Genomic DNA, 15,278 nt, shown 5'->3' on the forward strand with positions numbered 1-15,278 from the left:
GAGCCATGAAGAAGCAGATTGTTAATATAGCAGCAGTGCTGATAGTACTGATTATTTCCGGAAGCAACGGGTTCGCGCAGGATCTGCACTTCTCGCAGTACTTCAATTCACCGTTAACGACCAATCCTGCCAATACGGGCTTCATTCCTGATGGTAATTATCGTTTAGGTATCAACTTCCGTGACCAGTGGGCTTCTATTCCTGTGCCTTACAGGACAATGTCTGCCTTTGGCGATTTCCAGTTATTGCGCGACCGGCTGACTTATGGTTGGGTAGGCCTTGGTGGTGCGATTCTCCGGGATGTGGCAGGTAGTGGCAACTTGTCTTCCACAAAAGCCTATGCATCTATAGCTTATCATCAGTTGCTGGGAGAAAGCAGCCTGTTGTCGCTGGGCTTTAATGTTGGTACCGCCAATAAAAGGGTGGACATCACCAAGCTCACCTTCGGCGACCAGTGGAATGGTAAATTTTTTGATTCCAAAGTGCCCACGGCAGAACCCATTACATCCTCCAGTACCAATTATTTTGATCTGCAGGTGGGTATGAATTATGCTTATTTTCCGACAGAAAATATTTACATGAACGCAGGATTTTCTGTGCAGCATGTAAACACACCGCGCGAAACTTTTTATAACGGAAACAATGTGGTGCCGCGGCGTTATATCGGCTTCCTGAATGCCAGCATCAAGGTGAGCGACATGGTGATCATCAATCCCGGCGCTTATTATGCACAGCAGGCGGGAGCGCATGAAATTGTGGGTGGCCTGAATGCGGCCTATAATCTCTCCGGCGATGGCGCCAAGCAGGTTTACGGAGGTGTTTATTACCGTGCCGGTGATGCTGCTGCTTTCCTGGTAGGGTATCAGCTGAACAGCATCAAGCTGATGTTCAGCTATGATGTTACCACTTCCACGCTGGCAGCTTCCAACAGCCGTCGTGGCGCCTATGAGATAAGTCTTATCTACAGCGGATTGTATTCCAACCGTACCTTTAACAATGCAAAGAAATCCACTATTTGCCCCAGCTTTTAGCTGTTTCCTATTTTGACTATTTTTGTTTCATGACATCATTCAATAAAGTTACTGCTGCACATATTGCAGCATTGCGCGAAATAACCGGCCCTCAGTATGTGCTGGCTGACGAAGAAGCCATGAGCCGTTATGCACAGGATGAAACCGAAGATCTTTTCTATTTACCGGAAGTGGTAGTGCGGCCTGATACAACAGAGCAGGTGAGTAAGATCATGCAGTTGTGCAGCCAGGAGCTTTTGCCTGTAACGCCCCGTGGCGGTGGTACCGGACTCAGTGGCGGTGCGCTGGCGCAATATGGCGGTGTACTGATTTCAATGGACCGTTTTAACCGTATTACAAATATCGATGAGCGTAATCTGCAGGTAACAGTGGAACCCGGTGTTATTACGGAGGAACTGCAGAATGCCGTAAAGGCAAAAGGGTTGTTTTATCCGCCAGACCCGAGTAGTCGCGGTACCTGCTTTATCGGAGGGAATATTGCTGAAAATTCCGGCGGCCCCAAAGCTGTGAAATATGGGGTGGTAAAGGATTATGTGCTGAACCTCCAGATGGTGCTGCCTTCCGGCGAAGTGATATGGACCGGCGCCAATGTACTGAAGAATGCTACCGGGTATAACCTGACGCAGCTGGTGGTGGGCAGTGAAGGCACACTGGGAATTGTGACCAGTATTGTGTTGCGGCTGATACCCTTGCCCAAACACGACCTGCTGATGCTGGTGCCTTTCCGTTCTGCTGAAAGTGCCTGTGCAGCGGTAAGTGCTATTTTCCGTGCGGGATATGTTCCTTCTGCCATGGAGTTTATGGAAAGGGATGCCTTGGAATGGGTAACGAAATATGTACAGAGCAGTATTGTGAAGATTGAAGATGATATACAGGCGCATCTGCTGATAGAGGTGGATGGCAATTATCCTGAGGTACTGATGCAGGAGATGGAAGGGATAGCCGGTGTGGTGGAAGGATATGATATTGGTGAAATATTATTTGCCGAAGATCACCAGCAGAAGGAAGAGCTCTGGAAGCTGCGCCGCCGTGTAGCTGAAGCTGTTAAAGCTAATTCAGTATATAAGGAGGAAGATACGGTAGTGCCCCGGGCAGAATTGCCGTTGTTATTGAAAGGAGTGAAGGAGATCGGGAAGAAGTATGGATTCCATTCTGTTTGCTATGGTCATGCCGGTGACGGTAATCTCCATGTGAATATCATTCGCGGCAGCCTTACGGATGAGCAGTGGAATGGTACGCTCCGGGAAGGCATCCGGGAGATTTTTATTCTTGTAAAGCAGCTCGGTGGAACGATCTCCGGAGAGCATGGTATTGGGCTGGTACAGAAAGATTATATGGATATAATTTTCGACCAGACATCTATGCAGCTGATGAAGCAAATAAAACAGATATTTGACCCGAAAAATATCCTCAACAGAGGGAAAGTATTTGATATCTGAGTTTTTGGATTATAATCAATATCATCTATATGAAGTATTTATTGGCAGCTTTTTTCATCCTGGCCACAGGACAACTGGCCACAGCCCAGTATTATAAAACTGATACCAGTGTCCGTAAAGGCTTTGACCCTACCCGGCTAATTGTGGGTGGTTCCCTCGGCATGGTGTTCGGTGACTATACCAATGTGAATGTATCTCCACTGGTAGGATACCGGTTCAATGATTACATCGCAGCGGGTATCAGTATCAACGGGCAATATGGTAGTATGAGAACCCGCGACTGGAACGACCGTACATTGCAGCGGGATCAGTATACTATTTTCGGCGGTGGTGTATGGGGCCGTGTGTATCCTGTTCCTATGCTGTTTGTGCATGTACAGCCGGAGTATAACTATGTGAGCCAGAAAACCACCGTGTATGTGGACCCTAAGAACACTTACAAGAGCAATTACGGTGTGCCAAGCCTGCTGCTGGGGGCGGGTTACACACAGAGTGTAGGCGGCCGCGTTGGAGTGGGCATTTCTATTATGTATGATGTGATCCAGGACAACAGATCTCCTTACCGCAGTAATATTATTTACAGGGTTGGGGCCGGTTTAGGTTTCTAACCATTAATACGATGTTTTTGCAGGACAGGCGGCCTTTTCAGGTCGCCTGTCCTGTTTCTGCAATATTACGTCCACGTTAAATGTTTATAAATGCTAAACTTTATTTTACAATGAATATTATCTTTGCGTCGAATTAATTAAAAGGAAATGGGAATTAAGTTAGCCGTTTTTGACATTGCGGGGACTACCCTGCATGATGAATCTAATGTAGCGCTGGTATTACAGCAGACGATCCGTCTGGCCGGTGTGGAAGTAACTATTGGGGAAGTGAATGAAGTGATGGGATATGCAAAGCCTTATGCTATCCGCCATCTGTTACAGCTGAAGAATGATCAGCGTTTCAGCGAGGAGCCTTTTATACAGGAGCTGCATGCCCGTTTCGTGCATGATATGAAAGCGCATTATGCTACCCATTCATCGGTTCGTGAGAAGGATGGTGTATCGGCGGTATTTGCAGCATTGCAGGAGAAAGGTGTGAAGGTGGCGCTGGATACAGGTTTCGACAGAGATATCACCAATGTGATTCTGGAGAGAACCGGCTGGCAGAAGAATGGGCTGGTAGATGCCGTGGTGACCAGTGATGAGGCGGCATTTGGCCGTCCGTACCCTTACATGATCTACCGTATCATGGAGGAGCTGGAAATCCGCAGTATACAGTCGGTTGCGAAGATCGGGGACACGGTCTCTGACCTGGAAGAGGGTACCAACGCTGGCTGCCGCTATGTGATTGGTGTAACCACCGGCGCATATACAGTGGACGAGCTGAAGAAAGGCCCGCATACGCATCTGGTGGCTTCCCTTGACGAACTTCTCTCAATTTTCTAATTCTTTATCACAGCGATCATGCAACAACAGGCTGATGTAGCCGTAATCGGCGCAGGTATAGTAGGTCTTGCCATGGCATACAAACTGGCAGCGAAAGGCAAGAAGGTAGTATTATTCGAACGTAACAGTAAAGCGATCAGCGCATCTATCCGCAATTTCGGGCTGGTATGGCCTATTGGTCAGACTACCGGGAAAATGTATGACCGTGCTATGCACAGCCGTTCCGTATGGAAAGAGCTGGCTGCATCTACCGGGCTGCAATGCAACGAAACGGGTTCACTTCATCTGGTATATGAAAAAGATGAACTGGCAGTGTTGGAAGAGTTTGTACAGGTGGCGCCGGGTAATGGATATGCCTGCGAGCTGATAGCGCCGGAAAATATCGGTAAATACACGAAAGCGGTTAAGACAGAAGGATTGAAAGGAGCGATGTGGAGTCCTACCGAAATGACTGTGAATCCGCGTCAGGCGAGTGCTGCTATTGCAAAGCATCTCGGGGAGAAAATGAATGTTACCGTACGTTTTAATACAGCCGTGAACGGTATCAGCATGCCTTATATAGAAACGAAGGATGAAAAGTGGAAGGTAGACCAGGTATTCATTTGTAGTGGCGCTGACTTTGAAACATTGTACCCTGCTGCATTTTCAGCCGCGCCGTTTACCAAGAGCAAACTGCAGATGATGCGTACCATTCCGCAGCCGGGTAACTGGCAGCTGGGTCCGGCACTTTGTGCTGGCCTTACGCTCGCACATTATGCATCCTTCAGCTCCTGTAAGGCGCTGGAACAGCTGAAACAACGCTTCCAGCAAGAGATGCCGGAGTATGTGAAATGGGGCATTCATGTGCTCATCTCACAGAATGGCGCAGGAGAGCTGACTATCGGCGATTCGCATGAATACGGTCCGGACTTCGAACCATTTGATAAAGCATTCATCAACGATCTTATTCTGAAGTATATGCATACTTTCCTGGTAGCGCCTACCTATACTATCCAGGAACAGTGGCATGGCATCTATCCTAAACTGACCAACGGACAGACGGAAATTATGCTGGAACCAGAGAAGGGCGTAACTATTGTAAATGGTCTCAGCGGCGCGGGTATGACCTTATCATTCGGCCTTGCAGAGGAAATAGTAAAGGGTTTCTAAATCCCGAAAGGGTGTTTCATAAAGCAAGCGAAAAGCAGGTGTTTATTTAAGCACCTGCTTTTCTATAATAAGTTGACAGGGATATTCAGGTACTTAGTGTATGTCATGACAATTTAAATTAGGTTATTGCTCAAATAATTAATAAATTAATTGCAGAATAAACGTTATGGAAACTATCCTCCGTACAGTGAATATATCCTCCTGTATAGTAAAATTTTTATCGCATCGTATTTTCCAGCTTTAGCAACGTTTCTGCAGCCACGTTTGATCAGCATGGCTGCATGTTCATAACGTGTTAAATGAAAAGCAGGTTTCTTTTAAGTTACCTGCTTTTTTGACTTTATATCGCTGTAAGCCAATAATTCTATAAATTACAGCACACCACAGATAGCAGGTGGTATTTGTTAATAGTAACTGTAAATAGCAATTGCATGAATGGTACTTTAAAAAACCTCAAGGAAAGGGACTGGACGGAAACGAGAGCGCACTCAAGCTGGCAGATTTTTAAGATCATGGCGGAATTTGTGGAAGGTTTCGAAGCTTTGGCAAAGATAGGCCCTTGCATTTCCATATTTGGTTCGGCACGCACCAAACCCGGCAATAAATATTACGATCTGGCGCAGGAAATAGCTGCCAGGCTTGCAGAAGAAGGATTCGGTATCATCACAGGCGGTGGCCCCGGTATCATGGAAGCCGCCAACAAAGGCGCACAGGCAGCCCACGGGAAGTCTGTGGGCGCCAATATCACCCTGCCTCACGAGCAGAACCCCAATGGATTTATTGATCCGGATAAAAGACTCAACTTCGACTATTTCTTTGTGCGCAAAGTAATGTTCACCAAGTATTCCCAGGGCTTTATTATGATGCCCGGCGGGTTTGGTACGATGGATGAATTCTTTGAAGTGGCCACTCTCATTCAGACCAAGAAGATGGAAGAGACACCGATGGTGCTGGTTGGAAGGGAATACTGGAGTGGGCTGCTGACCTGGATCCGTGAAGTAATGATGGAGAAAGAGAGCAACATCAATCCGCAGGATCTGGGCCTGCTGCAGTTATTTGACACTGCTGATGAAGTAGTAGAGTATTTCCGCGTATTCTATACCACCAATAAATTAAGACCTAACTTCTGATAAACCATCAGCGTGGGTAACAGTAGCCAGCTAAGAGTCATCAGCTGGCTACTGCTGTTATCGGGGGAGAAATAAAAACCGGCCGGATAACGTTAATGGTTATATCAAACAGCCGGTAGCTTTCAGGGAACAGCTATCAGCTGAACGCTTGAAGCTATTGCCTATTTACCTACCTTTGCAGAAATTTTATATATGGAGCTTATTCCGGCAGCAGTAGAGGCATTTTCCGAAAAATACACCAGTAAGGAAAGTGATGTGCTTTATAAATTGAACCGGGAAACGCACCTGAAAGTTGAACTGCCGCATATGCTGAGTGGTCATGTACAGGGGCAGTTTCTGAGTATGGTAAGTCATATGGTACGGCCCCGCCGGATTCTTGAGCTGGGCACCTACACGGGTTATTCAGCCATATGCCTGGCTGCTGGCCTTACTCCGGACGGACTTTTACACACCATCGATATAAATGAAGAACTGGAAACCCGCTGCCTTGAATATTTCCGGGAGGCGGGTTATGCAGATAAAATAAAAATGCATATCGGTAAAGCCGCTGATATTGTTGCACAGCTGGATGAAGAATATGACCTGGTGTTTATTGATGCAGACAAGGCCGGGTATGTTAATTACTATGATCTCGTCTGGGAAAAACTTCGTCCGGGCGGATTTATGCTGGCTGACAATGTGCTTTACCACGGACAGGTGCTGTTGCCTGAAAGTGAGCAGGGAGGTCAGGCCAAAGCGATGATCAGATTTTGTGAGAAAGTGCTGGCCGATGACCGTGCAGAACAAATGCTGCTTACTATCCGTGATGGGCTGCTTCTGATCAGGAAGAAATAAGACCATCGTCCAACCCAATGCCCATTAAATTCTGAAATACATGCAAGTAAGAAAATTATTCTTAGTGGTCAGTTTTCTTATTGGCTGCCTGCCTTTGGTGAAGGGGCAGAACATGACAACGCAGCAATATATTGCCACTTACAAGAACATCGCGATTGATGAAATGCGCCGCAGCGGCGTGCCTGCTGCCATCAAACTGGCGCAGGGTATCCTTGAAACCCAGTCTGGTAATGGTACATTGTGCCTCCAGTCGAACAATCACTTCGGTATTAAATGCAAAAACACCTGGACCGGCAAAACCATTCGTTATGATGACGATGCCGCGCAGGAATGCTTCCGGGTGTATGAGTCGGCGCGTGAATCCTACCGTGATCACTCCGACTTTTTACGTAGCAATCCCCGTTATTCTTTCCTTTTCCAGTTTGATGCGGATGATTATAAATCCTGGGCATATGGCCTTAAACAGGCTGGCTACGCTACCAACCGCACTTATCCCCAGCAACTGATAAAAATCATTGAGGATAATAACCTGCAGCAATACACGATGCTTGCCATGGGTAAGTTCACGCCTCAGATCAATAACGACGATACGGAAGAACCTCCTGTATATGCTGATAATTCCCGTAAGCATAATGGCAAAACTTCCACAGGCAACACCAGCTATGGTAAAACACGCAACTATCCCAAAGGCGAGTTTGAGATCAACGGGCGTAAAGTGATATTTGTACGCGCGGGTACTTCCCTGATACAACTGGCCAGCCAGCGGGATATCCGCCTGAGCAAGCTGGTTCGCTTCAATGATCTGGATGGGGACGGCCCGTTGCCAAAGGATATGCTGATCTTCCTTCAGAAAAAAGGAAAGAGAGGTGATAAGGAATTCCACCATGTAGCTTCCGGTGAAACTATGCACGACGTAGCGCAGGCAGAGGGTATCAGAATGAGATGGCTGCTGCGCCGCAACAAAATGCATGAAGGGGAAGAACCGGCTGCGGGTCAGCGCCTTACACTGGATGGTTATGCAGACGCTACACCGCGCCTGGCTAAAAATACCCGTATTCTGAAGGAGGAAGATCAGGAACCACCTGAAGATCTGTCGCCCAGGAAAATAGTGGAAGAAGCGAAGGGAGAGATTGCGAAAACGGCGCCCGGCAAACCCGCTACGTCTCCTGCACCACAGCAGCAGGGTGGCGTACCGGTTGCGATGGTAGAGGATCTGAAAAAAGTAGGCGACGTGAATACCGGCAATGCCTCCGGTCCCCGTACCACTCCGCCACCTCCTCAACCTCAACAGCAGCCTGTATACAAACCTGCGCCGGCTCCTGCTCCTGCAGTAAAGGGCGGCAGTGTGTATCATGATGTTCAGCCCAAAGAAACTTTGTACGGCATCGCCAAAATGTATAATAAATCTGTAACACAGTTACAGGAATGGAATAATTTGCAGGGCTTTGACATTAAAATAGGACAACGCCTGCAGGTGAGTAAGTAAACGGCGATCTTTTTTCGCCTGTAATTGTTAAATAAGGAAATGTAGTATTATGTCTGTTATTCAGGTACATGACAAAAAATTTCAACCCTATATCGGTGCAACAGAGCTGCAGCAGCGCATCAGGGAAATGGCTGAGGAAATGAACAGGGATCTGAAAGGAGAGCGCCCGTTGTTTATCGCGATCCTCAATGGATCGTTTATGTTTGCTGCGGATATGTTTAAATATCTCAACATCGACGCAGAGATATCTTTTATCAAACTGGCGTCTTACAAAGGCACTAAATCGACCGGCAACGTAGTGCAGGCCATTGGTCTGGATGAAGACCTTTTTGGCCGTACTGTGGTGATACTTGAAGACATTGTGGATACGGGCAAAACACTGAGCCAGTTCCTCCCGCAGCTGGAGCACCAGCAGCCGAAGAAATTGATGGTAGCCTCGCTGCTTACAAAACCGGAAGCGATGGTTCATCCCATTAAGATCGACTACCTCGGCTTCTCTGTTCCCAACAAGTTCCTGCTGGGGTATGGCCTTGATTACGATGGCCTGGGCCGCAATCTGCCGGAGATATATCAATTGGTGGAATAGAATAATTTTCGAATTTATTTATCTGGGTATTTAGTTATTTATAAATACAGCGGAGATTATGTGGTGTTACACATAATCTCCGCTGTATTTTTACACGATCTTCGCTGCATTATTAATAACTAAATAGCCCAATACCCCAATAAATAAATTCAAATTGTTTAACTTAATACTATGCGGAAGATCCTTTTGCTCTTATTATGCTGGGGTGGAGGTCTGAGAGCGCAAACAATACAGGTTTCGGGAGCTGTGGAAGACAGTATTACCCATCGGCCGATTGCTGGTGTAGCCGTGAGTGTTATCAATGATACTACGCGGAAAGTACTGACGAATGTTTTCGGGCTCTTTAAAATCGCTATCCCTGAAGCTGCTGCTCAGTTGCGGCTCGAACAGGACGGTTACCACACCCGGGTGCTGACGGTCAGCAGTCACGATCGCCTGTTGATAACTCTTTCGCCTATACGTAAACAGGGAGACGCCATCGCAATGGCCAAAGCCCGTGCCCGTGCAAAGCAGAACGGCAACCCCAACTATGGTAACGTAGGCATGGGCGTGCATGCATTTTACAATGAAACATATGGCGCTACTTATGAGAATAAGTTTGTGCGTGCCCGCAAGCAACCGGTATCTAACTTCGCTGTAGATGTGGACCGGGCGGCCTACAGCAACATTCGCCGCTTTCTCAGGATGAAAACGCCTGTACCTGTTGATGCTGTACGCATCGAGGAAATGGTCAACTACTTTCACTATAGCTATCCGCTGCCGCCTTCTGGTGAGGTAATGGCGCTTTACAGCAACTATACCTCTTGTCCGTGGGAGCCTTCGCATATGCTGCTGCAGATTGCCCTGCGTGCACAATCCATTCAGATCGACAGTCTGCCGGCCAGTAATCTCGTATTCCTTATTGATGTATCCGGCTCTATGGATACGCCCAATAAGCTGCCGCTGATACAGGCCGCCTTCCGCATTCTTGTTAATAACCTGCGGCCTGTGGATAAAGTAGCTATCATTGCCTATGCAGGCGCGCCGGATCTTGTGTTACCGCCTACTTCCGGTGATCAGCGGGAGAAGATACTGAACGCCATTGACAACCTCACTGCGGGAGGGGCTACCGCCGGGGAAGCCGCTATCACGATGGCTTACAAAATTGCAGAGGAGCAGTTTATACCTGATGGTAATAACCGTGTGATCCTGGCTACTGACGGAGATTTTAATGTGGGTCTCACCAGCGATGCCGATATGGAGGAGCTTATCACAGAGAAGAAGCAGAATGGGGTATTGCTTACCTGCCTCGGTTTCGGAATGAAAAATTATAAGGATTCCAAATTACAGGCGCTTTCCAGCCGGGGTAATGGCAACTTTGCTTACATTGATGATCTGGAAGAAGCTAACAAGATATTTGCGCGGGAGTTCGGCAGCACGCTTTTTACTATTGCCAGGGATGTGCAGACAGAAGTGCATTTCAACCCGGGTATGGTGAAATCGTATAGGCTTATTGGTTATGAAAACAAGGTGTTTGAGAATGATGTACCGGAAGACAAACGCTCCGGCGGTATTATAGGCAGCGGGCACTGTGCGGTGGCTTTGTATGAGATCATGCCGGAAGAAGCAGCCACAGATACATTGCTGGCTACTGTGAATATAGTATATCGTAATCCCCAGGACACGGCGTTGCAAACGCTTTCCGGTAATGTATCCGGGAAACTCACCGCATTTGAAGATGCCTCTGATGACTATCGTTTCGCTGCTTCTGTTGCTTTGTTAGGCATGGTATTGCGTAACTCGGCGTACCGGGGCTGCGGCAATGCTGATATGATATTCAGGATTGCGCGTGGTGCATTGGGGAAAGATAAAGAAGGCTACCGCCAGGAGTTCCTGAAGATGATAAAGCAGGTGCGCAAGGCCAAAGAATAAATTCCTATTTGGTAAGACGGTAACATTTCCGGATCATCTTCTGCTGAAAATCGAAAGGCAGTGTTTGACCTGTAATATCCTTTATAGATGTTGCTTCAATCTTCTCCTGATCCAACACAAACCTGCGGTAATTATTACTGAAGTATACCACGCCACCTTTTTTGGTAGCCAGCAGTACTTTGTTGAGCAGCTCTGCGTGATCGCGTTGTATATCCAGAAAATCCTTCATCCGCTTGCTGTTGGAGAAGGTAGGCGGGTCTATGATTACCAGGTCGAAGGTATTCAGTTTGAGGGTGTCGAGGTATTGAAGTACATCTGCATGTACAAATGGATGTTTGGCTGGGTCAAAGCCATTGAGGCGCATGTTTTCTTCTGCCCAGGAGAGATAGGTTTTGGAAAGATCGACAGAGGTAACTTCCGCAGCTCCGCCGGCAGCGGCATACACGGAGAAAGAACCGGTATAGCAGAAGAGGTTCAGCACTTTTTTGTCTTTAGCTTCATCTCTTACCATACTGCGTGTGATGCGGTGATCCAGGAACAATCCGGTGTCCAGGTAATCTGAGAGGTTCACCCGGAAGGTAAGACCAGCTTCCTTCACGGTCATTTCGTGGCTTTCTGTGCTTAGTTTTTCATATTGGCTTTGCCTGTTTTCCTTGCGTTGTCTTTGTTTCACCCAGATATTGCCGGGAGCAATGTCCAGCACCTTGCTGATCAGTTCCAGGCAGGTATCGAGCCATGCTTCATGGGCTTCGTCTTCCATACCATGACGGCGGTTGTATTCCGCAATGTAGGCGTGGTCTTCATATATCTCGATACTGAAGGGGAATTCGGGAATATCGTCATCATACACCCGGTAACAGGTAATCTGCTGCCGCCTGGCCAGTTTCGAAATATGCCGGTACACTTTGGTCAGCCGGTTCTCAAACATCTGCAATTTGGAATCCATGAAATCTATTATGATGTAGCTATTTACTTATTTTATTATGTAGATATTTAAAAGCCTATGGAAGAACCTCCATAGGCTTTTAAATATCTACATAATAAAATAAGTAAATAATCAGCTGAAAATATCTCTTACTTTCTCGAAAAATCCTTTCTCTGATTTTTCAGGATTAGGTTTGAAGTTGTCGGAGGACTGTAATTTATCGAGGATGACCTTTTCTTCTGCGCTTACGTTCTGTGGAGTCCATACGTTCACATGAATCAGCTGGTCTCCTTTTTCGTAGGAGTTTACAGCGGGGAAGCCTTTTCCTTTCAGCCGGAATATCTTACCGCTTTGTGTGCCCGCAGGGATTTTGATCTTGGCCTTACCGTCGATGGTAGGTACTTCTACCTGGGTGCCATATACGGCATCAGGGAAGGAGATGTAAAGATCGTAGGCAACATGCAGCCCGTCGCGTTGTAATTCAGGATGTGGTTCTTCTTCGATCAGGATCAGGAGGTCTCCGGGGGCGCCGCCTCTTTCGCCGGCATTACCTTTTCCGCTCATGCTGAGCTGCATGCCTTCCTGTACGCCTGCCGGGATGTCGATGCTTACCATCTCTTCCCCGTACATGCGTCCTTCTCCTTTACAGTGGCCGCATTTGCTGGTGATGGTTTGTCCTTCGCCGTGGCAGGTAGGGCAGGTGGTAACGGTTTGCATCTGACCCAGGAAAGTCTGTGTTACTTTCCTTACCTGACCGGAACCACCGCAGGTATTACAGGTCTGGAATGCATTTTTATCTTTTGCGCCCAGTCCGCCGCAATGCTGACAGGGTACGTATTTTTTGACTTTGATTTTTTTGTTGGCGCCTTTGGCAATTTCTTCGTAGGTCAGTCTGATTTTCACGCGGAGGTTGGAGCCACGGGTACCGCGGGAGCGGCGTCCGCCACTGCTGCGGCCTCCGCCGAAGAAGCTGCCGAAAATGTCATCGCTGCCGAAAATGTCACCGAAATTGGAGAAGATATCATCCATATTCATACCTCCACCTCCGAAGCCACCGCCGCGGCCGCCATTCATGCCGGCATGTCCAAAGCGGTCGTATTGCGCTCTTTTATCGGAGTCGCTCAATATTTCATACGCCTCGGCTGCTTCCTTGAATTTCTCTTCCGCTTCCTTGTCGTTAGGGTTACGGTCAGGGTGATACTGCATGGCTACTTTGCGGTAGGCCTTCTTGATCTCATCCTGGGACGCGGTTTTGGCAACTGCCAGAATCTCGTAATAATCTCTCTTGGTAGACATTATAAAAATCACTTAATTACCTGTGGGGGCACAGGTATGTTTCAGTAAAAATTTGTTTTTACATCGGCTTTCAGCATAGGCGAATGTTGCGGTTATGCCACATCGTCACTTTATTTACCTACTATCACTTTGGCGTGACGTATCAATTTGTCACCCAGGTAATATCCTTCCTGTAATACATCCACTACTTTTCCTTCCAGTTCAGGCGTAGGTGCGGGAATTTCGGTAATGGCATCGTGCAGGTCGGTGTCGAATGTAGTATGTAAACTATCCATAGGCTTCAGGCCCTTTGCCTGGAGGGTGGATTTCAGTTTGTTGAAAACCAGCATTACGCCATCTTTCAGGGCGTTAATGTCTGTAGTATTTTCCATTTGTTTGGTAGCCCTTTCTGTATCGTCCAGCACATCCAGCAGGGAAACAATTACTTCTTTGCTGGCAGTTTGCATCAGTTCCAGGCGTTCTTTGGCAGTACGTTTACGGTAGTTGTCAAATTCGGCCTGCAGGCGCAGGTATTTATCGCGCAGTTCACTGATCTCTTTCTCCTTCTTCAACAGCTCATCTTCTTCTGCCAGTTCATCATTCATATGTGAAGTTCCGCTTATATTTTCATCTGCATTAATATCAGGCATGCTTTTCTCATTTTCAGTATGATTAGCCTGTCCGTTTGTCTGCATGTCTTGCTCTTTTTCTGTCATAATAAGTATTATTATCTGCAGAAATGAACAGTCAATTACTTTGCCAACACTGGTTTTGGCGACAAAAAGTCACATTCCTTGTTCCTTGTCCGGCATTCAATACCTTTGCAGCTCGAATTATATTAAATGACGAAGGTTTTTTTAAAGAAACAGATACAAAACAGGGTATTACAGGGCCATCCCTGGGTTTTCGGCAACGAAGTGGCTGAAATAAAGGGGGAGGTGGTCCCTGGGGATATTGTGGATGTTTTCACACACAAAGGTTTTTTCCTGGGCCGAGGCTACATTAATCCGCAGTCGCAGATCCTTGTGAGGTTGCTTACACGCAACAAGGATGAGGAGATCAATCCTGAATTTTTCTACCGCCGCCTGCTGAAATGCTGGCATTACCGTCAGAAGCTTGGGTATGTGGAAAACTGCCGCCTCGTTTTTGGTGAGGCAGACGACTTACCTGCGCTGGTGATTGATAAATTCAACGATTACATTGTGCTGCAAACCCTTTCCCTTGGTATGGAAAGGTGGAAAGGCGCCATCGTGGATGCACTCAACCGTATCTTTTCTCCCAAAGGGATTTACGAAAGAAATGACGTGCCGGTAAGGGAACTGGAAGGTATGACCCAGCAGAAAGGCTTTCTCAGTGGGTCTTTTGATACCAATGTTATTATCAATGAAAACGGGCTTCGTTTTCATGTAGATATAGAAAACGGACAGAAGACAGGTTATTTCCTGGATCAGCAGGATAATCGCCGGGAGATAAAGCAGATCGTGAAAGACGCGGAAGTGCTGGAAGCCTTTTGCTACACTGGTACCTTCTCCTGCCATGCAGGCTATTACGGCGCCCAAAGCGTGATCGGGCTTGATATATCGGAGCATGCTGTGAATACCGCCCGCAGGAATGCGGAATTGAATAACCTGCAGGATGTATGTAAATTTCAGGCTGTAAATGCTTTTGATCAGCTGAAACAATACACGAAGGAAGACCGGAAATTTGATGTGGTTATCCTGGATCCGCCTGCATTCACCAAAAGCAGGGAGAACATCCAGAAGGCGGTGGCGGGATACAAGGAGATCAACCTGCGCGGGATGAAGCTGCTCAAGCCGGGAGGCTTCCTGGTAACGGCTTCCTGTACTAACCTGGTATCGCCAACATTGTTCCTGGAAACTATTGACATGGCTGCGCGGGATGCCAAGAAACGTTTGCGCCAGGTTACATTCCAGACGCAGGCAAAGGATCATCCGATTCTGAGAAATATAGAGAACACAACTTACCTGAAGTTCCTGATAGTGGAAGTAGAGTAGGATAAGGACATCACAAATTAACTTTCAGTGGTTAGCTGATAGTAATTGATCGCTGAAAGTTAAT

General features: G+C 47.2%; 14 protein-coding genes. 11 read left to right on the plus strand and 3 right to left on the minus strand.

Going from position 1 to position 15,278, the window contains the following annotated elements; translation table 11 throughout:
- Window positions 1-5: 5 nt before the first annotated feature.
- The 10 genes from VM802_RS17185 to VM802_RS17230 all read left to right on the plus strand — a co-directional run bounded on the left by VM802_RS17185 (window position 6) and on the right by VM802_RS17230 (window position 10,999).
- Window positions 6-1,031 (plus strand): PorP/SprF family type IX secretion system membrane protein, encoded by a 1,026-nt coding sequence (locus tag VM802_RS17185; protein WP_325532693.1) that lies wholly within the window; start codon window positions 6-8, stop codon window positions 1,029-1,031.
- A gap of 29 nt (window positions 1,032-1,060) precedes the next feature.
- On the plus strand, window positions 1,061-2,470 hold the full coding sequence (locus tag VM802_RS17190; RefSeq protein WP_325532695.1) for an FAD-binding oxidoreductase: 1,410 nt from the start codon (window positions 1,061-1,063) through the stop codon (window positions 2,468-2,470).
- 29 nt (window positions 2,471-2,499) lie between these two features.
- Window positions 2,500-3,078, plus strand: a complete 579-nt coding sequence (locus VM802_RS17195; RefSeq protein WP_325532697.1) for a hypothetical protein — start codon at window positions 2,500-2,502, stop codon at window positions 3,076-3,078.
- A 147-nt stretch (window positions 3,079-3,225) separates the two neighbouring features.
- Window positions 3,226-3,903, plus strand: coding sequence for a phosphonatase-like hydrolase (locus VM802_RS17200; RefSeq protein WP_325532699.1), 678 nt, complete (start codon window positions 3,226-3,228; stop codon window positions 3,901-3,903).
- 18 nt (window positions 3,904-3,921) lie between these two features.
- Window positions 3,922-5,052 (plus strand): TIGR03364 family FAD-dependent oxidoreductase, encoded by a 1,131-nt coding sequence (locus tag VM802_RS17205; protein ID WP_325532701.1) that lies wholly within the window; start codon window positions 3,922-3,924, stop codon window positions 5,050-5,052.
- Between the two features lie 431 nt (window positions 5,053-5,483).
- On the plus strand, window positions 5,484-6,182 hold the full coding sequence (locus VM802_RS17210; RefSeq protein WP_325532703.1) for an LOG family protein: 699 nt from the start codon (window positions 5,484-5,486) through the stop codon (window positions 6,180-6,182).
- 192 nt (window positions 6,183-6,374) lie between these two features.
- A complete protein-coding gene (locus tag VM802_RS17215) occupies window positions 6,375-7,016 on the plus strand; it encodes an O-methyltransferase (RefSeq protein WP_325532705.1) in 642 nt (213 codons plus the stop codon).
- Between the two features lie 40 nt (window positions 7,017-7,056).
- On the plus strand, window positions 7,057-8,502 hold the full coding sequence (locus VM802_RS17220) for a glucosaminidase domain-containing protein (protein ID WP_325532707.1): 1,446 nt from the start codon (window positions 7,057-7,059) through the stop codon (window positions 8,500-8,502).
- Window positions 8,503-8,551: 49 nt separating this feature from the next.
- Window positions 8,552-9,088: a hypoxanthine phosphoribosyltransferase gene (gene hpt / locus VM802_RS17225; protein ID WP_325532709.1), complete on the plus strand. Its 537-nt coding sequence runs from the start codon at window positions 8,552-8,554 to the stop codon at window positions 9,086-9,088.
- A 171-nt stretch (window positions 9,089-9,259) separates the two neighbouring features.
- On the plus strand, window positions 9,260-10,999 hold the full coding sequence (locus VM802_RS17230; protein WP_325532711.1) for a YfbK domain-containing protein: 1,740 nt from the start codon (window positions 9,260-9,262) through the stop codon (window positions 10,997-10,999).
- 4 nt (window positions 11,000-11,003) lie between these two features.
- Here the strand turns inward: VM802_RS17230 and VM802_RS17235 are convergent, their stop codons facing one another.
- From VM802_RS17235 to VM802_RS17245, 3 genes are all read right to left on the minus strand, one after another.
- Window positions 11,004-11,945: a class I SAM-dependent methyltransferase gene (locus VM802_RS17235; RefSeq protein ID WP_325532713.1), complete on the minus strand. Its 942-nt coding sequence runs from the start codon at window positions 11,943-11,945 to the stop codon at window positions 11,004-11,006.
- Between the two features lie 111 nt (window positions 11,946-12,056).
- Entirely contained in the window at window positions 12,057-13,220 is a 1,164-nt protein-coding gene (dnaJ, locus tag VM802_RS17240; protein ID WP_325532715.1) for a molecular chaperone DnaJ, read from the minus strand.
- Between the two features lie 110 nt (window positions 13,221-13,330).
- Window positions 13,331-13,915, minus strand: a complete 585-nt coding sequence (locus VM802_RS17245) for a nucleotide exchange factor GrpE (protein ID WP_325532717.1) — start codon at window positions 13,913-13,915, stop codon at window positions 13,331-13,333.
- A gap of 126 nt (window positions 13,916-14,041) precedes the next feature.
- Here VM802_RS17245 and VM802_RS17250 point away from each other — a divergent pair, with 126 nt between their 5' ends.
- Window positions 14,042-15,214: a class I SAM-dependent rRNA methyltransferase gene (locus tag VM802_RS17250; protein ID WP_325532719.1), complete on the plus strand. Its 1,173-nt coding sequence runs from the start codon at window positions 14,042-14,044 to the stop codon at window positions 15,212-15,214.
- Window positions 15,215-15,278 lie beyond the last annotated feature (64 nt).

Source organism: Chitinophaga sp., assembly GCF_035538455.1.
Classification (GTDB): Bacteria; Bacteroidota; Bacteroidia; order Chitinophagales; family Chitinophagaceae; genus Chitinophaga.